Consider the following 19,533-nt stretch of genomic DNA (forward strand, 5'->3'; position numbering starts at 1 on the left):
GTTAAAGCGCCTGATATCTTTTTATACCTTCATTTATATCGTTATAAAAAGTAAGTTGTCCCTTATTAATTACAATTGCACTATCACAAAACTGTTTAAGCTCTTTTATTTGATGACTTATCATAATTACATTGGCTTCCCGACTACGCTCCAATAGTGCTTGCTGAGCCCGCTTTTTAAAACTTGCATCGCCAACGGCAGTCACTTCATCTATTAAGTAAATATCAAAATCGATTGAAAGTGAGCACGCAAACGCAAGCCTGGAACGCATACCACTTGAATACTTGCCTACAGGTACATCATATTGCTTACCCAATTTAGCAAAATCTACAACCTTGCGTTCGTAAGCATGCAAATCTTTTACACCATTTATTCTACCAATAAACCTCGTATTTTCTCGACCAGTCATGGCACTGTGGATTCCGGTTGCCAACGCAACTGGCCAGGAAATATGTTGATCAGTGATAATTTTCCCGCGCGTTGGATATTCACTTCCTGCAATCAAGCGAAATAAAGTAGATTTACCAGCCCCATTGGCACCAAGGAAAGCAATATTATGTCCTTTTGGTATTTCAAAACTTAAATCCTGAAATAAAACATGCCGAGTATTATTGCTCGTATAAATTTTTGTGATCTTATCTAAATAAATCATCTACTAATCGCCTGTTTCCAAGCAATTTGATAACAAGACAATGCAATAAAAGTCGTTGTTAGCACCACAATAAAAAGAAAGCTTTCACTCACACCACTATGCCCATATGCAGGGTAAGCTGAATACCTTGAAAGCTCAATCGCGTGGAGAATAGGATTCCAATTTAACACATGCCAATAACTTTGAGGAAAATCCTGCAAAGAGAAAAATACACCTGAAATGAAAAACAGAGGCCTTGTAATGAGTAATTGAATTTTCTTAACTTCTGGAACAAACGCTATCATTAAGCCAAATAAAATACCTAAGGACATTGCAAACACCCAAATCAAAAAGATGTACAACATTATTTTAAGGGGGTTGGCGGCATGTAGTTCTATCCCTAAAAAGTACATCGCAACCATCAGGCCAACAATGACAAAAATTTTTACTAATATTTCAAAAAAACAAGCAGCTAGAATTGCGCTTATTGGTTGCACTTGTCTAAAAGCAAACAAAGCTTTGTGTTTTTGAATCGCTGATGCGCCAGCACTAAAGGTTTGAAGGAATATTTGAATATTGATTAGACCATAGGCCATAAAAACGAACGTAGGAATGGTATGAGTCTCCCCACCATCTAACCTTCCGCGAAGAAATGACAATACCAAAATAAAAATGACAGGGTTTAATACAGCCCAGCTAATACCAAATTTATCGTTAAAACCAATGCGGATTTCTCTGACTAATAACGCATAAATGACATCAAACCATATTTGCCACTTAGTTCTTTTTTCTAGTGTTGCCATATATTTGCGACTACTTGATTGCCACGTTTGCCGCAACTGCAATTTGGTAAATAATCTGCGTTATATCCTTAACAGCCTGAAGCATTTTAGTATCAACTCTTGGAATAACCAGAATCTTATCCCCAGGTTGTATTATGTAATCATTATTACTTCCAAACCATCCACTCCCTCCATTTATAGTTACAAATGTCGTCAGGCCATTGGCATGGATAATGGCAACTTTTTCGGTGTTTGCTCTCTCGCTGTACCCGCCAGACCAATTAATGTAATCTAAAACTGAATAATTTTTGTCGTATACGATGGCTTGAGGTAATAAAACTTCTCCTGCGATTTGCACAAGATCTGAATACTGTGGAATGACAATTTCATCTCCTTGTTCCAAGTTGATGTTAGCAACATCATTATTACCACTTAAAACCACTTTCCCAAGAGGTTTAATTTGTCTGGCATGTTCAACAAACTTCATCACTAACTCGGCTTCCTGTGCACGAATTCTTGATTCACCATCAGAGGCTGCGGGTGCAGTAAAAACAGATCGTTCAAGTCTTTGTAGAGACATTTCTAATAATTCTTTTTGCTGTTGAGCGACACTTTCCCGCTTTATATATATTGATCTAACATCAGCTAAATTAGGATCTACTTCGACATAATCGAGTAATTCTTTCAACTTAGTATTTTTACCAACTGCGTAAAATGAGGGCCCCAAATAACTGCCTGAAATTTTAACGCTAATAACTTGAGGACGAAGGTCATCATTAAACAAAACCGTGTCCCCATCTGAAATAATAAAGTCATCAAAATCTGCAATTGGAATATAATCAGAAAAAGGTCCTTCAGCTCTATTCCCATTAATTGCTACGTGACTGGTCTTACTGAGAGGTCTGGCAAACTTTATTAAATCACTACCTTTTGAATGCTGTTGAGTGAGTTCGAATGTAAGTGGGTACCTAGCCGCACCCTCCACTGTAACTGTTGCCCCTTGCTGCCCCACTAAAATCACATCGCCATCTTTAAAATTAAACGCTGCCAAATTACCTGCGCGTAAAAATTGGTAAAGATCAAAATTCGCAACAACTTGCTCATTTCGCTTTACAAAAATACGTCGATAACTTCCTCGTAATGGATCAATTCCACCAGCTTGCTTCAAATAATAGAGTAAAGATTCATTAGCCAGCCCTGCATATTGCCCAGGTTTTAAGACTGGTCCGGTAACATAGACATTAACAGGTGTTGCTGAGAGCAAATTGACATAGATGCTTACATTGTTAGGATAAATTGCTTTAACCTTTTGACTTACCGTATTGTTTAACTGACTAGCGGATATGCCAGACACATGAATTGGGCCGACTTGCGGTATAAATATGTTACCTTGATTATCAACGGTAAAAACATTGGCTAGTTCTGTAGCTCCCCACAATTGAACAGCAATTTTGTCACCTGGAACTATGACATAGTCGGGATTTAATCCATCGGAACGTGCCGAATTTAAACCACTTTCAAAAAGGTTTGCACCGAAAGGTTTAATACTAATTCCTTCTGGTTGCTCATTTTGGGCATTTAATTGCGGTGTACTAAATTTACTTTCCCTTTGTATGTAATCAGACACATCAACCTGTTTATTTACTGCTGTTTTTGCATCATCCGCTAGTTGGGCTTCATCATAATTCTGTGCGAAGATGAGCAACGGGCAAAATGTCGAAACAGAAAATAGAAAAGCTTTAAGTAAACGCATGTAAAAGAGGTTCATAGATTTTCCTCCCGATTCACGTTTGACTTATATTTTTGATTATTTGAGAAAATGGGGGTAGCAATATACCAGTTTTTACTATCATCTCTCTGACACACGACCAAATATTTTTTCGATGAATTTAACTTTCTACTTTCTTCAAGAACTCTCACACAGGGTCTACCATTAGCTGACCAATAACGTTTGGCTATGGTACTATTTTTTCCGAACGCTACTTTTCCACTTTGAGCAACAAGACTGCTTGATATATCACTAAGAGTTTGGGGTACATTGTGACTAACTATTCGAAACGTATGTTGTGGCTTTGCAACCATATTTGAAGGACTCGTACACCCAAACATCAACGCAAACGCGCCAAACAACACAAATAATCTGTAGGAAATCATAAAGCTAAAGCGTCCTAAAAAGGCATGCGAACAAATAAATTATTAAATCAGTATACAACAGCAATTTTTCAATAAAAACTGCTTACGTTTTAATGGTTTATTTGTACTTCACAGAATCAGGCTCTGGAGACTCGTCTCAACTTTCTCAAGACAACCCAGATATTTTGAATGATGAAACTATAAAGAAAAAGCACTCCAATAAACGACCAGAACATTATGTATTCAGGTATCGCAAATAACTCGCCCAAAATACCAATAGCAGCGTAAACAACTCCAATCAAAAGTATCACTATCAAAGTTGCATTTTGCGATAGTCCTGCCCGCATAAAAATAAAGTGCAAGTGTTGCTTATCAGGCCTTAGCATAGACTGCCCTTTCTTAGCTCTGCGATACATAATCGCTGCCATATCCATTAATGGAAGTCCTACCAGCCAAACTGCAGTGATTGGCCGCATGCTTGGATTCGCTCCCTGCGTATATTCGACTAATAACCACACAATGGTTAAGCCAATGAACATACTGCCAGAATCCCCCATAAAGATTTTATTTCCTTTAAAACCTTTAATGCTAAGATTGAATGCAAGAAACGGCACTAAAGCAGCAATGACTAACATCGGCCCCATAATTTCCGCACCATTATTCGACAAAAGTAAAAGCAGGACCAAAGCTAATAAAACGACTAAACTCATTCCGCCAGCTAATCCGTCAATCCCATCAATCATGTTAAACGCGTTAATTACACCTACTACGGCAATTAAAGTAAAAACATATCCTTCAAAGCCTAGAGACATATCACCCAATCCAACTATATTACCCAAAGAAGTAACATAATTTTGCGCACTCCACGCCATTATCGCTGCGACACCAAACTGACATATAAGGCGCCCTTTGGGACTCAAGTCAAAACGATCATCCAGCATTCCCAACAATACGATAAATGATGCCGCGGTGAAAAACATAGGATCATTTTTCAGCCACACATCGGTAGCCAAACTGGAGACAAGGATGGAGAAAAACATTGCCAATCCTCCGGTAAGAGGAATAATGCCTTTGTGAGCCTTACGCACATCGGGTTGATCAACTAACCCCCATTGATGCGCAACGGGATTCATAATAACAATCAAAAGAGCGGCAACAAAAAATGCCATAAAAAGAGGGGTAAATTCTAAATACACAAACATTTCAGTGGTTAATCCCTAACAACATACATTTATTTATAGTTCTTTTTTTAATAATAAGAGCAATGACACTTACGCATTAAATCTGAGCTTTTATAAATCATAACGTGTCTTGCAAATATTTCATTTGAACTGCTCTCAAGTAAGCTGGAAAGAAACCAAACCAAAATCCCCTGTCTCTGGCAAAATTAAAAAACAACTTATCCATAAGCTGCGATACATACTGACTCAATGCCTCTGCCTTAAATAGTATCAAACATAACTTGGTAATGACCAGTTATATAAACGCCATAAATGATCTAAATTGTTACTCATGCCCCAAACTCTCTCAAGAACGTGCTTAACTTAAGATGAGTTTGGTAAATCAAAATATATTCTTTTTTGAGATCAAACTGTTATAGCGATTAAATCGAATTATAGGTAAAAACGTGAGCAATGCTCTAAGGCAGATTTCTTGCTTTTCTTGCGTGGCAACGGTATAACCCACCGGTTTAGTTTTATAACCATTCAAGATAAAACCAATCTATAACAAAAATAATTAAGTTCAATTGCAATTAGGGGTACGTCATGTCTGAAACGACTGAAGACTTGTACGCAGGTTCGCAGAAGCGAACATTACTGGGCCATCCAATTGGTCTGGGGATCTGTTTTTTAACTGAAATGTGGGAACGTTTTTCCTATTACGGGATGCGTACCATTTTAGTTTTATATCTTGTTAAATATCATTTATACAGTGCTGGTGAAGCCAGCATGATCTACGGCGCATACGCTGGTTTGGTTTATATGATGCCTATAATCGGTGGTTACATGGCTGACCGGTATTTAGGCAGTCGCAAAGCGGTAACCTATGGCGCCATCTTGCTGGTAGCAGGCCACAGTTTAATGGCCGCACATGGTCCCGCCGCATTTATGGATGGTGACACCGTTGTTCGCAACGATTTCTACATCAGCATTTTCTTTATGGCATTAGCCCTGATTATCACCGGTGTAGGATTTCTGAAAGCCAATATATCAACCATTGTTGGTGCGTTATATGGTGAAAAAGATCCTCGTCGTGACGGTGGATTTTCCATCTTCTATATGGGTATCAATGTAGGTTCATTATTATCTACCGCATTAGTCGGTTATGTAGGTGAAACTTACGGCTGGAACTACGGTTTTGGTATTGCCGGCATCGGCATGTTATTTGGTTTAATGGTATTCCTGTGGGGTCAGAAGTATCTGGAAGGGCGTGCAGAACCAAGCAACCCGGCAATATTAAAAGAAAAATCTCCAATTGGTTTAAATAAAGAGCACACCATCTATCTCTTTGGTATTGTACTGGTACTGGTAAGCTGGTTATTAATGCAATACCAAAGCTTTGTAGGCTCATTGCTGGGGGTATCCGGCTTTGTAATGATCGCAATTATACTGGTATATGCATTCACTCAATGTAATAAAGTTGAGCGTGATCGCATTATGGTGGCCTGTTTTCTAATCGCCATTCAATCTGTGTTCTGGGCCTTGTTTGAACAACAAGCAGCCAGCTTAACCTTGTTAGCAGACCAACAGTTTGATCTGAATGTACTGGGCATGAATTTCCTCGCCTCTCAGGTTCAGCTATTAAATGCGTTATTCATCGTATTACTTGCTCCTGTTATGGCCTGGCTGTGGGTTGCTATGGCCAGGAAGAGCATTGAGCCTTCTACGCCGGGTAAATTTGGTATTTCTATGCTGTTAATTGGTCTGGGATACATGGTGTTCGCCTGGGGTATGGGATTGGATGATTCCACCAACAAGAGTTTCCTGTGGCTGGTATTTATTTATCTGTCCCTGACGGTGGCCGAATTGTGTTTAAGCCCGGTCGGTTTATCCATGGTAACCAAACTTAGCGTAACCAAGATAGTTGGTATGATGATGGGTACCTGGTTCCTGTTTACAGCTTTGGGTAACTATGTTGCCGGCTGGATTAGTTCTTTAACAGGGAGTTCAGGTCATGGCGCAGACAGTGGACAGCTGGATATTGCTGCAACCATCAGTGTTTACAATGACATTGGACTTATCAGTGTCGGTGTCGGTGTATTTATTCTGTTACTTACACCAATCATGAAAAAAGGCATGCATGGTGTTCACTAACGCTTAAGCTATGAAACTTATCGAATGCCGGATACACTTATCCGGCATTTTTTTATCCGCAAGAGAGTTATTCGATGCGCCTCATATTTTCCAGCAAGCAAATATCCAGCATTCAACACCTGCCTTTAACCACACGAATAGAGTTACTGCACAAAGCAGTAAAGCATCTAACCACACCTGAGAAAATGCTGTTAAATTTGTTTAAATTAGCTATTTTAATTCCGGTCTTTACCCTCCTATTACGGGTTAGTCAGGATTGGTCAGCATTAATATGGATTGCCTTACTTTTGTTGTGCTTCCCTTTATTAGTCAAACCTTTACAATACGGTCTATCTGAAAAATATCTGTCCAACATTTTAGCCAGGGAAACGTGATGAAGGTGTTAATCACAGGCGGCGCCGGATATATCGGTAGCCATACATTATTGCAATTACTAGAGGATAATTATCAGGCCGTTGTTCTCGATAATCTGAGTAACTCAAGCGAAGAATCATTAAAACGTGTAAAGCAATTAAGCGGTAAATCCTTTGAATTTATAAAAGGCGATATTTGCGACAAACCGTTACTGGAACAGATTTTTAATCAGCATAAAATTGATGCAGTTATTCATTTTGCCGGCTTAAAAGCCGTTGGTGAATCTGTACAAAAACCATTAACTTATTATCGTAATAATGTGATGGGTTCTGTTATTTTGTTTGAAGCGATGGCCGATGCACAGGTTAAAAACTTAGTATTTAGCTCATCTGCGACAGTGTATGGCGATCCAGTGGCGCTACCTCTAAATGAACAGATGCCGGAAGGAAAACCCACCAATCCTTATGGTCAGTCAAAGCTGATGATCGAAAATATTCTGAAGGATTTATACCTGTCAGATCCCAGTTGGAATATCACCCTGCTTCGTTACTTTAACCCGGTGGGAGCTCATTCATCAGGTCGGATAGGTGAGGATCCAACTGGTATTCCAAATAATCTGATGCCCTTTGTTGCGCAAGTGGCAACCGGAAAACGTAAAGAGCTATCAGTATTTGGTGACGATTATGATACACCGGATGGTACCGGTGTTCGCGATTATATACATGTTGAGGATCTGGCAGCTGGACATGTAAAAGCCATAAAAAACATGACACCCGGTAATGGACTAAAAACTTACAATCTTGGCACAGGCAACGGTTATTCAGTGCTGGATATGGTAAAGGCTTTTGAACAAGCCAGCGGCAAAACCGTGGCCTATAAAATCTGTCCGCGCCGCGATGGCGATGTGGCGGCCTGTTACGCTGATCCATCATTGGCAGCGAAAGATTTGAACTGGCGTGCAGAAAAAGGCATTAGTGAAATGTGTGAAGACACCTGGCGCTGGCAAAGTCAAAATCCAGACGGCTACAAAGCATAAATAAAAAAGCCTGTTTTAAAACAGGCTTTTTTATTTAATTAATGCAACCACTAAACATGCTCAACATACCAGGGCATAGTTAAACTGATACCTTCGACAATTCTGTATTGTGGCATATATCCCAGTAGTTCTTTGGCTTTGGATACATCAGCTTGTGAATGACGAACATCACCTGCCCGAAAATCACGGTATACCGGATCTTTTTCGTACGTCACACCTTGTTCACTCAGTGAGTTTCGAATGGCGTAATACAATTCATTTAACGTTGTTCTGTCACCAACCGCCACATTAAACACCTGGCTTTTGCCCAGGTCAGACGTAGCCGCAAGCAAGTTAGCCTGTACTACATTCTCGATATAACAAAAGTCGCGACTGGTCTCACCATCACCATTGATAAACACCTCTTGCTGTTTGGCCATCGCTGCTGTCCATTTGGGGATAACAGCGGCATACGCCCCATCAGGATCCTGTCGTCGGCCAAACACATTGAAATAACGTAATCCGGTAGCATGAAATCCATATGAACGGGAGAAAACATCTGCATATAGTTCATTTACATACTTGGTGACCGCATAAGGAGAAAGAGGATTGCCTATGTTTTCTTCTACTTTGGGTAATGCAGGATGATCGCCATACGTCGAACTGGAAGCAGCATAAACAAACTGAGTAACAGCATTTTCCTTTGCCGCGATCAGCATATTTAAAAAACCACTGATATTTACGTCATTGGTTGTAGCAGGATCATTAAGTGAGCGGGGAACCGACCCTAAAGCAGCCTGATGCAACACATACTTAACATCTTTACAGGCTAGCTGGCATACATCCGGGTCACGAATATCACCTTCAATAAAACTAAAGTTTTGCCATTGTTGAGTATTGACCAGCGTCTGAACTTCATCAAGATTTCGCTGATGCCCGGTAGCAAAGTTATCCAGTCCAATGACTCGCTGATTTAATTTGAGCAACGCCTCAAGCAGGTTAGAACCAATAAAACCAGCCACACCGGTCACTAACCAGGTGTGCTGTGTATCTAATAACTGTTGTTTGAGCTGTTCAAACTGAGTGGTCATATACAGTCCCTTGTGTAAGCTTTTATAAGTTTTCCAGATAAGCGTCGATATCGTCGTTTAACTGCTGGTCTTCTTTCTTGGGTTCTACTTTACCATCTTTAATTTGGTATTCCTGATCCTGAAAATACACATTTTTAACAAAGGCATAAGGATCAACAGCGTCATCAATTAGTTTTTCCTGATCCGATAAAGAGGCACGTTTTTCCAGCGCTTTAATTAAGTTGGAGGTTAAAGATACGTAGATATTTAAATCATCAATAGGAAAATAAAATCCCTGCACGACTTTACCTGTGGAATCGCGCACGTCACTTGGACCTAATCCCGGTAACATTAAAAATGGTCCCGAACTAACCCCCCAGACACCCAGCGTTTCAGTGAAACTTTCTTCGCGTCGTGCAATACCTGCATCAGTCGCCACATCGATGGTGCCTAACAAACCAAACGTTGAATTGAGTAAAAATCGCCCCAGACTAATCAGCGAATCACCCACTTTACCTTGCAGTAAGTTATTCAGCATATTGGCAGGTTCTTCCAGGTTTTGCGCAAAATTAAGCAACCCCTTACGCGCAAAAGAAGGCACATTATCAACGTACGCAGTACTAACCGGTTTTAATACGTTTTTGTCCAGTACATCCCAGTTAAAGGTCCACATATCGCGGTTAAAACTTTCATAAGGATCACGCTCATCCACATACTGTTTTAAGGTTTGCTGATTATCGGCCTGTTGCTCAACAGCTTGCTGACTGGCACAACCGCCTAACAACAAGACAGAAATAATAAGGGGTAATAGATTTCTTAATGTGATTTTCACTGAGTGATTTCCTGATCAATAACGATACTGACCGGCAAAAGCTGACCTTGCACAACTTCTGCTTCAATCTTTCCCTGCATGTCACCAACTGACGGCATCACGTTTTGACTACGTGAGATTCGGGCTGTTAGTGTTACATGCGAAAGATTAGTCAGGGAATAATTGGCTAACATGGCGTTTTTATTGGTTAAATCAAGGGTAACTGGCCAGTTTTTAAGAGATTGAGTTATGGCTGCCGCAGGCATGGGTTTAGCATTTTTAGCTGCATCCTTGGCAAACACCACTAAATAACCATTTGTTGGTATTTTATGTTTAATGTCATCCGCAACATTCACTGACACGGTAAAACCTGTAAGTGATGTTTCAGTGTCATTTAGTTTATTTAACTGCTGCCCGATAGACGCATACATAGGATCGGCCGGATCAATTTTGCTTTGCAGTATTTTAAAAGTCTGAATAGCAAGCTGGTTATCCTCCAACTGACTGGCTACAATCGCCAGCAATCCCAGAGCATCGGTATCATCCGGTTGCTGACGCAAAACCTCCACCAGCAAAGAGCGGGCTTTTTTTAACTGACTGGCATCCCCTGTCATTAACAAAGACTGGCTTAAACTAACCTTGGTACTTAAATGTGCGGGATCGATCTTTAGTGAACGCTCAAAAGCATTGATTGCTGGTTCTATATAACCTATTGCATTATAAACCCGTCCCAGTAATAACCAGGCGATGGCATCATCCGGCTTTTTCTGTAGTGAGGTTCGTAAGCCCAACGCCAAATCACTCAGTTCCTGCGGTGTTACTGTAGCATCAGCCTCAATCACCGCCCGCTTGGCTAACTGGGGAAATGTATCAATTGCATGTTGCCAGTGATGTAGCTTATTTAATTGGCTGACGTGCCAGTACACACCACCTGTTATCATTAGTGCAATAACAAATGAGATGCCTAACCAGCCTCTCGAAAGTGACGAGGTTAGGGTTCCCTGTTCGCCGGTTTCTTCCACTAACGCCAGCTGTACTTCTTGTTTAGCCTGCTCAGCTGCGTCATCACTAATGATATGTTGCGCGCGTTCCTGTTCAATTTCGTCAAGGCGCTGACGGGTCAGTCCAATATTCATATCCCGCTGGCTGGCCGCTTTGATTTCAAGATTCTTACTGGCACGGATCCATGGCAACAGAATAAATAACGCCGCAGCCACAACTAAAACCAGCCCAGCCAGGTAAACTTCTACCACTTATTCATCCTCTAATAATTTTTTTGCCTGTGCCAGTTTGTCAGGATCAATGTCCTGCGAAGCACGCTTTCGAAACAATACAATAAGGCCTAACACCACGATAAATGCCGGCAATGCCCATAATATGAAAGTTGCTGGAGTTAACGCTGGCTGATAATAAACAAACTCACCGTACCGTTGTTTCATATAGTCAACCACCTGAGTTTTGTTTTTACCTTGTGACACCAGCTGATAAACTTTACGTTTTAAATCCTGTGCAACCAGTGCATTGGAATCTGCAATGTTCTGGTTCTGACATTTAGGGCAACGCAATTCATGGGTTAATTCACGAAAAAGTTGCTGTTGCTGCATATCAGTAAATTTAAATTGTTCTTCGGTCGCTGCAACTGAAAATACTGTTACCCATGCAAAAAACAAAACCATTAGCTTTTTCATTGATTCACCCACTGCTGGTAAACCGGGGCAATTTTGTTCTGCCATACACGTTGATTCACATCACCGATATGATGCAAACGAATAATGCCCTGTTTATCTATGATGAAAGTTTCCGGCGCACCGGTCACACCAAGATCCATGGAGTAGGAACGATCCTGATCAAATAAATTGATTTGATAAGGGTTACCCAGCTTGCTGAGTTGTTGAGTAATTTCAGATTGAATCTGAGGCAAACTTTTCCCGCCAAAGTCAGGATCCAATTCTTGTTCATAATAAAGGCCAACAATAGGAATTCCCTGCTCCTTTAACTGGGTTAAAAAAGGTAATTCCACCGCACAGGTAACACACCAAACGCCCCAAACATTAAGCAGGGTTACTTGTCCGTGAAACAACGACTCATCGTATTGCTTAGCGGGCTGCATCACATCCGCTAATTTAAAGGGAGGTAAAGCCCGGTCTTGTTGAACTTCATTCTGATAGCGCGGATCAGAAAACAAACCGCTTAATAAAAATACTGTCATAGCGACAAACGCTATTAAGGGCAAAATAAATAACCAGATTTTTTTCACTTAAGCACCTCCGGCGAAGATGCGGTGTGACTTACTGTGTATTGCTTACTTTTTTTTGCAAGAGCTACTTTACTCAGGCGATAGCGTTTATCGGTTGCAGAGAGTAATCCCCCCAGAGCCATAATCAAGGCACCCAGCCAAATCCAGTTAACAAAGGGTTTAACATACAAGCGCAATCCCCAGTCACCGTTATCAAGTTGCTCACCAAGAGCCACATATAAATCGCGACTAATACCGCTATCAATCGCAGCCTCAGTCATCATAGAACGTTGCACAGTGTAAAAGCGTTTTTGTGCATCCAGACTCGCAACTAATTGCCCCTTATCAAAAACATCAACATGCCCGCTGGTGCCAGTATAATTAGGTCCATTTAAAGGTTTTACCCCTTTGAATACAAACTGATAACCAGCGAGTTCAGCCGATTCACCTGCTGCCATACGTACATCTTTTTCCACACTGTACTGACTGGTCAACGCAATACCCATCAGGGTGACAGCAAATCCCACATGGCCCGCAATCATTCCCCAGTGGCTGCGAGTTAATTTTGTTAACGCATTCAAATTAAAAGCTTTGCCTGTACGCTGTACCACCTCCTGCACACTGGTAACAAAAATCCAGCAGGCAAGTACTGATCCTAACGTTGCCAGATAAGAAAAGGTCGAATAAGCCTGATTTATCAGGACCCCGGCGGAAAGACTTAATCCAAGAGCCAGTAAAATCTGATTTTTAAGCGCAGCCGGTGATTGTTTCTTCCAGCGGGAAAGAGGCCCTACACCTAATAAAAACACAAAAGGAACAATTAAGTAGGTAAACATCTGGTCAAAAAAGGGCGCGCCTATTGATATGGATCCCAGCCCCAGTTCCTTATGCACTAAAGGCAGCAAGGTACCCAGTAGCACCACCATGGTTGCCGCGGTTAAAAACACATTGTTTCCCATCATTAGCACTTCACGTGATATTGCGTGATATTGCCCCTGCCCTTTTAAACCCGGTGCTTTCAATGCATAAAGTAATAAGGAGCCACCTATGGTGACGATCAAAATGCCAAGAATAAACAGACCACGGGTAGGATCGCTGGCAAATGAATGTACCGAGACCAACACACCGGAACGCACCAGAAACGTGCCCAGCAGACTTAACGAAAAAGCAGCAATTGCCAGCAGTATGGTCCAGGACTGAAAAATTTTACGTTTCTCAGTCACCGCCAGAGAGTGCAGTAATCCGGTGCCAACCAGCCACGGCATAAAGGAAGCGTTTTCAACCGGATCCCAAAACCACCAGCCGCCCCAGCCTAACTCGTAATAAGCCCACCAGCTGCCCAGCGCAATACCAATCGTTAAAAATATCCAGGCTGCCAATGTCCACGGACGCGACCAGCGAGCCCAGGTGGAATCCAGCTTACCAGAAATAAGTGCAGCAATAGCAAACGCAAAAGCCACAGAAAAGCCTACATATCCCATGTACAGGGTTGGCGGATGGATAATCATGCCAATATCCTGCAACAGAGGATTTAAGTCTCGTCCATCAACAGGGAAAAACGGCAACATACGCTCAAAAGGATTAGATGCCAGTAAAATAAACAGATAGAAACCAACAGCAACCAGTCCCAAAATAGCCAGCACTCTCGCTACCATCTGCAATGGCATCGGGCGACTAAATAATGCTACCGCTCCTGTCCACAAAGCTAAGATAGTGATCCACAGCAGGAACGATCCTTCATGTCCCCCCCAGACTGCAGTAATACGATAATATACCGGCAACAAGCTGTTTGAGGTTTGTGCCACATAAGACAGCGAAAAATCATTATTAATAAATGCCCAGGTCAGACTGGCATAAGCAATCAACGTGAATAACAACATGGCTATCGCCAGAGGACGCGCCAGTGACATCATACGTATATCATTTCTTGCCGCGCCCCACATGGGATAAACCGCCAGCAGGATAGACATTAATAAGGCTAAAACCAGACTAAAGTGGCCCACTTCTGTGATCATTAATACGCTCCAGCCTGCTCAGGTTTAACATGTTTAATGCCTTTTACAGCCTCAGCGACTTCAGGCGGCATATATTCCTCGTCATGTTTGGCCAGTACTTCATCAGCTTTAATCACGCTGGCTGATTGTAATACGCCGGTAGCAACAATGCCTTGCCCTTCCCGGAACAAATCCGGTAATAACCCGTGATATTGAACAGTCACCTCTGGGCCGGTATCCGTTAATTTAAAACTGACATCCAGCGTTTCAGGATGACGCTGAACTGACCCCACAACCACCATGCCTCCAATTTTAAGACGTTGCCCGGGCTGTGGTTTTTGCCCATTTTTGCCCTTTAATATTTCAGATGGCGTATAAAACAAATCGATATTCTGATTTAACGCGTACAGCATTAAACCAACGGCCATGGCAATAATGGTAATGATGGCTGATAGCGCAAAAAGGCGTTTTTTCCGACGTGGATTCATTGAATAAACCGCTCCTACTCAGCTGCTACAGAATGACGTTGCACTGTTTTTCGCACTCGCTGTTGTCTGGCAAGTTGCTGCCTGATTTCCTTTTTCAAGGTCTTACTTTGCAGCCAGTTATGGCAGGCAAGCAACAAAATCGCAACTAAGGTCACACCAAACGACAGCCATACAAAAAAGCCATAACCATTCATGCTTACAAAAGCGCTAAAAGATTCAAACTGCCCCATCAGATATCACTCACTAATTGTTGAACCCAGGGACGATGTTTTTCCCGGCGTATAATTTCGTTCTTCAGTGCAGCCAGACTCAGACTGGCAATTAAACAGGCAAACCCTAATAAGTTAATTAATAATGGCCATAACATTGCCGGATCTATTGATGGTTTGCTCAATTTTGTAATGGATGCGCCCTGATGCAGGGTATTCCACCACTCAACTGAATAGTGAATAATTGGCAAGTTGATCACACCTACCAGCGCAAGAATGCCTGCCGCTCTGCCTGCCTGTTGTTTATCTTCAAAAGCGTTATACAAAGCAATAACACCAAGATACATAAATAACAAAATAAGTTCAGAAGTGAGTCTTGCGTCCCATACCCACCAGGTTCCCCACATGGGTTTACCCCATGCGGCACCGGTAAACAATGCCACAAAGGTCACCATAGCCCCGGTTGGCGCAATCGCTGCTACCGCCATATCTGCTGTTCGAATTTGCCATACAATGCCAATCAATGCAGCGATCGCCATAGCGGCATAAGTACTCATCGACAAAATCGCGCTGGGCACATGAATGTACATGATACGTGCAGCGTCACCTTGTTGGTAATCGGCAGGCGCAAACATTAGCCCCCACACACATCCGCTAATCAATAACAAGAGTGCTGCGATGCTAAACCATGGCAACAGAGTTGAACTCAGTTGATACAGGCGTTCGGTTTTAGCGTAGGGATGTAACCATTTCCACATTAATTCTGACTCACTTTCAATGCATAAGCCGTTGCAACAGGCGATAGGGCTAATGCTAACAAAAATAGTGCCCCCAGTAACGCCAGTTGGCCGTTATAGGGTAACTGTAAGGCAGCCGCTTCCACAGCAGCGGTCGCAAAAATCAACAAGGGAACAAAAAAAGGTAACAACATCAGGCTTAATAAAACACTGCCTTTACGCACCCCAACCGTCAGAGCAACACCAATAGCACCAAGCAAACTCAGTAATGGCGTACCCAATAGCAGGGTTGCTAGCAATGCCGTATACATAGCGGATGTAAGGTTAAGGAACAATGAAAGCAGCGGAGAAACCACGATCAAAGGCAAAATGCTAACTAACCAGTGCGCGGCCACTTTAAGCAAAACAACCAGTGATAAGGGAATACCGGATAACATTTGCTGTTCAAGGGTTCCATCGGCGAAATCATCTCGGAAAATTCGTTCCAGGCCAAATAGAGCCGATAATAATGCCGCAACCCATATCACGCCTGGACCAATTTTTTGCAGCGTTTCCGGACCGGGGCCAACGCCTAATGGAAATAAACTAATAACCAGTATAAAAAACATAACAGGTTGCAATAGCTCTGACTTTTGTCGAAAGGCAAGAACCAGCTCACGCTTAAATACCGCATTTAACGTGCTCACAACCACTGATACTCCATAATAAGCACTTTAATATTGTGCATCATGTCTACGGGCTGATGTGACGTAAGGATCACGGCTCCCCCCTGTTGTGCATGCCGCTGCATTTTTTGTTGCACCATATCAATCGCATTGACGTCCAGAGCAGTAAAGGGTTCATCCAGCACCCATAATTTGGCCGGTTTAATCCACAACCGGGCCAGAGCTACCCGCCGTTGCTGCCCTGCCGATAACTGGGATACCGGAATATCCTCAAGACCCGCCAACCCCAAATCGGACAAAATTTGCCAGATATCTGACAGCAAACTAACACCATGCATTTGTGCCCAGTAGGTTAAATTTTCTATCGCGGTTAATGCGGGATTAAGTGCCGGTTTATGGCCAATATAAATAAGCTGCTGTGCAAAATCATTACTTTGTTCAATCGACGTATGCTGGTAATTAACACAACCGGATTGAGGCTGGCTTAAACCCACTAAAATACGCAGTAAGCTGGTTTTTCCTGCACCATTTGGCCCCTGAAGATGCAAAATATCCCCCACGTCAAGCGACAAACTAAGTTGCTGAAACAAGACTCTGTCACTTTTACAGCAGGTTAAATTATTCGCATCCAGCAACGCCAACTTATGCACCTGATAATTAGGAAAAAATTGCGCAGAATAATAGCATAAGCCGGGACACGATCGCATACTTCTGTACCAAGATAAGTGTGTCAAAAAATGATTTATATCAAGCAGCGGATTTTGTGACCGATAAATAGCCTATGTCTGAAAATGTCAGTTTCTCATTGCAACAATTAAGTAGCGCGCTGCAAACATTATTGCAGCAATCACGCTTGCCCTCGATTACCCCGGTTGAGTTGCAGGTAACAGTGCAAAAGTCAGCGGACGATACGGTTATATTACTCACTGACAATGGCCGACTCATACTAAAGTCTCCGGATCTGTACCAACAGCTACAAAATAATCAGACTTATCGTTTGCAATTTTTACCGCAACAGAATGCGCTACAGTTTATTGCTCATGACATAGCACAATCAGTACAGCTGGAAATAAGCCCAAGATTGACTGCGCAACTTCTGTCACTGCCGGCTTCGCAATTACGTTTCATTGCAGGAGCCCCTTTGTCGCTGCCTGTCGATGTGGGCCAAATCACTGCACAAAAAATAGAATTACAAATCACGGCACCACTTCACGCTAACAATCAGGTTAAATCAATTAACATACCTAAGGCATTGCAACTTCAATTAACGGATACGCCTGCGACTAAACCATCAGAACTCTCAATTGGCCAGCAAACCAGTGTTTACCTTAAAACAGATAAGGTACAAACACTGAATACCGGACAGTCATTAATATTGGAGCTTAAACCACAGGGACAAAACTGGGTGGCTGAATTAAGAGATAATTTTAATAAACGCAGTCGACCTGTGGCAATTGAACCACAGACTGCCCAGGATATTTTAATTAAACTTGCTCAACATCGTCCGGTTAATATTCCTGCTCAGGCATTACAGCAATTAGCTCCTCAACTGCAAAAACTAAATCCTGTTCAAAACCTGCTGAGCAGCAACGGCACAGCAACAGACGATAAACAAAATACAACAACGATAAAATCGTTAAATGTTGCCATTATTCAGTCAAAGCCCCTATTAACCGTCGACATAGCCCGCGCACCTCTTATCAGTATTTCCCCGGAGAATAAAAGCTTTGCACAAATAAAACAGTGGATTGATGCGCAACCCGCAGTAAAAAATCAGTCAGTTTCCCCTCCAAATAGCGCCAATCAGCCTCCTGCAATAGCATCGGACAGAACAGCTGAAACAACGCAGCATAACAGCGCTTCACCCGCCAAAGTCGCGCAAATATTTCAGGAGTTAAACATGCGCCTGATTCCCCAACAAACATCACCTGGCGTCTTAATGCTGCAAATTCAAAATGCACTGGTCAATGACGAGTTGCCCGCTAACAGTGAATTAAAAAACCTGATTGAATCGAAATTACAGCAAATCGTTCAGGCACAACCCAAATCACAAGCGCAGGATTGGTTACATATACGTAATTTAATCACAACACCGGCATTACCCTTATCGGTGAATCAGTTACTGTCGCCTCAGCCAAATCAAGGCTTTATTGCCGGTTTAGTGGCGTTATTACAGTTAAGTTTAAGCGCCAGACTAAGCAGGTTAAACCCGGAGCATTCACAACAAATAAATGAATTATTTAGCAAGATAGCGTCTTCGTCTCCAACATCAGGAATGACGAATGGTGTCCGGGAGTTGTCACAGCTTGAGCAAACTACCGATCTGACAAAAACCATCGCGCGACTGATCGCCAACCATCAGGCCAGTAAACTTAGTAGTGCAGAACAACAGATGCAGGGGCAGGATCAACTTTACTACCATTTTGGGACGGGCAATACTCCACAAAACAAAGATGTTGAAATCCTGATAAAACGCTCACCAGACAAAGACTCTTCCGCCAAGAAGAAAGATACAGACAACAAACTCTGGCAATTAAGTATGAAACTAAAAATCGCCGAAACAGGAGAAATGCTGGTAAAAGCCAGACTGCGGGAATCAGAATTGGAGCTGGATATTTATACGTCTAATCAAACAACCCGTGAACAGGTACTCAACTTTATGCCGTTACTTAAAAAGCGTTTTGATAGCCTTAATATTCAATTAGCACGCTCCGCAGTTCAGTTAGGGAAAATCCCGCAAAGCTTACAACGTAAACCTTATCAGTTAATTGAGATGCAGGCATGAATGATTCTTCAGTAAAAAAAGCCATAGGTTTAAAGTATCAAAACGGGGATGTACCGGAAGTTGTTGCCAAGGGCTTTGGAGAACTCGCTGAACAAATTATAGAACTGGCCAGAGAGAGTGGAGTACTGGTTCATGAAGATCAGGACTTGTCTGATTTTTTAGCCAGATTGGATTTAGGTCAACATATCCCGGCTGAGCTTTACCATGTTATTGCAGAATTAATTGCCTTTTCTTATGTATTGCAGGGGAAATTTCCTGAAGGCTGGGCTATTCCAGCCGGTTACCTGAACACTCAGGCCTGAGCTGAAT

20 protein-coding genes are annotated in these 19,533 nt (G+C 42.1%); 5 read left to right on the forward strand and 15 right to left on the reverse strand.

The annotated features are described in order from the left end of the window. Position 1 precedes the first annotated feature (1 nt). The 4 genes from H8B19_RS03640 to wecA form a co-directional block, all read right to left on the reverse strand. Positions 2-652: an ABC transporter ATP-binding protein gene (locus H8B19_RS03640; protein ID WP_186505419.1), complete on the reverse strand. Its 651-nt coding sequence runs from the start codon at positions 650-652 to the stop codon at positions 2-4. Continuing rightward, positions 649-1,434: an ABC transporter permease gene (locus H8B19_RS03645; protein WP_186505420.1), complete on the reverse strand. Its 786-nt coding sequence runs from the start codon at positions 1,432-1,434 to the stop codon at positions 649-651. Before H8B19_RS03645 ends, H8B19_RS03640 begins: the two co-directional genes overlap by 4 nt. 10 nt (positions 1,435-1,444) lie before the next feature. Next, positions 1,445-3,181 carry a polysaccharide biosynthesis/export family protein gene (locus tag H8B19_RS03650; RefSeq protein ID WP_241737459.1) on the reverse strand — a complete coding sequence of 579 codons (1,737 nt, stop codon included), beginning with the start codon at positions 3,179-3,181 and terminating at the stop codon, positions 1,445-1,447. Between the two features lie 502 nt (positions 3,182-3,683). Beyond that, a complete protein-coding gene (gene wecA, locus H8B19_RS03655) occupies positions 3,684-4,748 on the reverse strand; it encodes a UDP-N-acetylglucosamine--undecaprenyl-phosphate N-acetylglucosaminephosphotransferase (RefSeq protein ID WP_186505421.1) in 1,065 nt (354 codons plus the stop codon). Positions 4,749-5,312: 564 nt separating this feature from the next. Here wecA and H8B19_RS03660 point away from each other — a divergent pair. The 3 genes from H8B19_RS03660 to galE all read left to right on the forward strand — a co-directional run bounded on the left by H8B19_RS03660 (position 5,313) and on the right by galE (position 8,250). Beyond that, the gene (locus tag H8B19_RS03660) at positions 5,313-6,860 is read left to right on the forward strand and encodes a peptide MFS transporter (RefSeq protein ID WP_186505422.1); all 1,548 of its coding nucleotides are present in this window, start codon (positions 5,313-5,315) and stop codon (positions 6,858-6,860) included. A gap of 74 nt (positions 6,861-6,934) precedes the next feature. Then, positions 6,935-7,234, forward strand: a complete 300-nt coding sequence (locus H8B19_RS18945; protein ID WP_241737460.1) for a DUF6170 family protein — start codon at positions 6,935-6,937, stop codon at positions 7,232-7,234. Further along, positions 7,231-8,250, forward strand: coding sequence for a UDP-glucose 4-epimerase GalE (galE, locus tag H8B19_RS03665; RefSeq protein WP_186505423.1), 1,020 nt, complete (start codon positions 7,231-7,233; stop codon positions 8,248-8,250). The genes H8B19_RS18945 and galE overlap by 4 nt, the downstream gene beginning before the upstream one ends. A gap of 50 nt (positions 8,251-8,300) precedes the next feature. Here galE and H8B19_RS03670 read toward each other — a convergent pair whose 3' ends face one another. From H8B19_RS03670 to ccmA, 11 genes are read right to left on the reverse strand one after another with little or no spacing between them, the layout of a single operon-like run. Further along, positions 8,301-9,320, reverse strand: a complete 1,020-nt coding sequence (locus tag H8B19_RS03670; RefSeq protein ID WP_186505424.1) for an NAD-dependent epimerase/dehydratase family protein — start codon at positions 9,318-9,320, stop codon at positions 8,301-8,303. Positions 9,321-9,342: 22 nt separating this feature from the next. Continuing rightward, positions 9,343-10,131, reverse strand: a complete 789-nt coding sequence (locus H8B19_RS03675; protein WP_338401486.1) for an MlaA family lipoprotein — start codon at positions 10,129-10,131, stop codon at positions 9,343-9,345. Next, positions 10,128-11,363, reverse strand: coding sequence for a c-type cytochrome biogenesis protein CcmI (ccmI, locus tag H8B19_RS03680; protein ID WP_186505425.1), 1,236 nt, complete (start codon positions 11,361-11,363; stop codon positions 10,128-10,130). Before ccmI ends, H8B19_RS03675 begins: the two co-directional genes overlap by 4 nt. Next, the gene (locus tag H8B19_RS03685) at positions 11,364-11,798 is read right to left on the reverse strand and encodes a cytochrome c-type biogenesis protein (protein WP_186505426.1); all 435 of its coding nucleotides are present in this window, start codon (positions 11,796-11,798) and stop codon (positions 11,364-11,366) included. Further along, positions 11,795-12,367 (reverse strand): DsbE family thiol:disulfide interchange protein, encoded by a 573-nt coding sequence (locus tag H8B19_RS03690; RefSeq protein ID WP_186505427.1) that lies wholly within the window; start codon positions 12,365-12,367, stop codon positions 11,795-11,797. Before H8B19_RS03690 ends, H8B19_RS03685 begins: the two co-directional genes overlap by 4 nt. Next, on the reverse strand, positions 12,364-14,361 hold the full coding sequence (locus tag H8B19_RS03695; protein ID WP_186505428.1) for a heme lyase CcmF/NrfE family subunit: 1,998 nt from the start codon (positions 14,359-14,361) through the stop codon (positions 12,364-12,366). Before H8B19_RS03695 ends, H8B19_RS03690 begins: the two co-directional genes overlap by 4 nt. Beyond that, positions 14,361-14,828: a cytochrome c maturation protein CcmE gene (gene ccmE, locus H8B19_RS03700; RefSeq protein WP_186505429.1), complete on the reverse strand. Its 468-nt coding sequence runs from the start codon at positions 14,826-14,828 to the stop codon at positions 14,361-14,363. The genes H8B19_RS03695 and ccmE overlap by 1 nt, the downstream gene beginning before the upstream one ends. A gap of 14 nt (positions 14,829-14,842) precedes the next feature. Next, positions 14,843-15,058: a heme exporter protein CcmD gene (gene ccmD, locus H8B19_RS03705; protein WP_186505430.1), complete on the reverse strand. Its 216-nt coding sequence runs from the start codon at positions 15,056-15,058 to the stop codon at positions 14,843-14,845. Then, on the reverse strand, positions 15,058-15,795 hold the full coding sequence (locus H8B19_RS03710; RefSeq protein ID WP_186505431.1) for a heme ABC transporter permease: 738 nt from the start codon (positions 15,793-15,795) through the stop codon (positions 15,058-15,060). The genes ccmD and H8B19_RS03710 overlap by 1 nt, the downstream gene beginning before the upstream one ends. Continuing rightward, entirely contained in the window at positions 15,795-16,460 is a 666-nt protein-coding gene (gene ccmB / locus H8B19_RS03715) for a heme exporter protein CcmB (protein ID WP_186505432.1), read from the reverse strand. The genes H8B19_RS03710 and ccmB overlap by 1 nt, the downstream gene beginning before the upstream one ends. Next, the gene (gene ccmA / locus H8B19_RS03720) at positions 16,457-17,074 is read right to left on the reverse strand and encodes a cytochrome c biogenesis heme-transporting ATPase CcmA (RefSeq protein ID WP_186505603.1); all 618 of its coding nucleotides are present in this window, start codon (positions 17,072-17,074) and stop codon (positions 16,457-16,459) included. The genes ccmB and ccmA overlap by 4 nt, the downstream gene beginning before the upstream one ends. A gap of 146 nt (positions 17,075-17,220) precedes the next feature. On the opposite strand from ccmA, the gene fliK reads away from it, so the two are divergent. Then, the gene (gene fliK / locus H8B19_RS03725) at positions 17,221-19,224 is read left to right on the forward strand and encodes a flagellar hook-length control protein FliK (protein ID WP_186505433.1); all 2,004 of its coding nucleotides are present in this window, start codon (positions 17,221-17,223) and stop codon (positions 19,222-19,224) included. Beyond that, positions 19,221-19,526, forward strand: coding sequence for an EscU/YscU/HrcU family type III secretion system export apparatus switch protein (locus H8B19_RS03730; RefSeq protein ID WP_186505434.1), 306 nt, complete (start codon positions 19,221-19,223; stop codon positions 19,524-19,526). Before fliK ends, H8B19_RS03730 begins: the two co-directional genes overlap by 4 nt. Positions 19,527-19,533 lie beyond the last annotated feature (7 nt).

Source organism: Neptunicella marina, from assembly GCF_014270035.1.
GTDB lineage: Bacteria > Pseudomonadota > Gammaproteobacteria > Enterobacterales > Alteromonadaceae > Neptunicella > Neptunicella marina.

What these genes read in the sequence shown, in the direction of transcription:
- wecA (WP_186505421.1), bottom strand. Translation starts at nt 4,748, where the DNA reads ATGTTTGTGTATTTAGAATTTACCCCTCTTTTTATGGCATTTTTTGTT.
- H8B19_RS03695 (WP_186505428.1), bottom strand. Translation starts at nt 14,361, where the DNA reads ATGATCACAGAAGTGGGCCACTTTAGTCTGGTTTTAGCCTTATTAATG.
- H8B19_RS03650 (WP_241737459.1), bottom strand. Translation starts at nt 3,181, where the DNA reads ATGAACCTCTTTTACATGCGTTTACTTAAAGCTTTTCTATTTTCTGTT.
- H8B19_RS03660 (WP_186505422.1), top strand. Translation starts at nt 5,313, where the DNA reads ATGTCTGAAACGACTGAAGACTTGTACGCAGGTTCGCAGAAGCGAACA.
- H8B19_RS03710 (WP_186505431.1), bottom strand. Translation starts at nt 15,795, where the DNA reads ATGTGGAAATGGTTACATCCCTACGCTAAAACCGAACGCCTGTATCAA.
- H8B19_RS03670 (WP_186505424.1), bottom strand. Translation starts at nt 9,320, where the DNA reads ATGACCACTCAGTTTGAACAGCTCAAACAACAGTTATTAGATACACAG.
- ccmE (WP_186505429.1), bottom strand. Translation starts at nt 14,828, where the DNA reads ATGAATCCACGTCGGAAAAAACGCCTTTTTGCGCTATCAGCCATCATT.
- H8B19_RS03640 (WP_186505419.1), bottom strand. Translation starts at nt 652, where the DNA reads ATGATTTATTTAGATAAGATCACAAAAATTTATACGAGCAATAATACT.
- H8B19_RS03730 (WP_186505434.1), top strand. Translation starts at nt 19,221, where the DNA reads ATGAATGATTCTTCAGTAAAAAAAGCCATAGGTTTAAAGTATCAAAAC.
- H8B19_RS03645 (WP_186505420.1), bottom strand. Translation starts at nt 1,434, where the DNA reads ATGGCAACACTAGAAAAAAGAACTAAGTGGCAAATATGGTTTGATGTC.
- ccmD (WP_186505430.1), bottom strand. Translation starts at nt 15,058, where the DNA reads ATGGGGCAGTTTGAATCTTTTAGCGCTTTTGTAAGCATGAATGGTTAT.
- fliK (WP_186505433.1), top strand. Translation starts at nt 17,221, where the DNA reads ATGTCTGAAAATGTCAGTTTCTCATTGCAACAATTAAGTAGCGCGCTG.
- H8B19_RS18945 (WP_241737460.1), top strand. Translation starts at nt 6,935, where the DNA reads ATGCGCCTCATATTTTCCAGCAAGCAAATATCCAGCATTCAACACCTG.
- H8B19_RS03685 (WP_186505426.1), bottom strand. Translation starts at nt 11,798, where the DNA reads ATGAAAAAGCTAATGGTTTTGTTTTTTGCATGGGTAACAGTATTTTCA.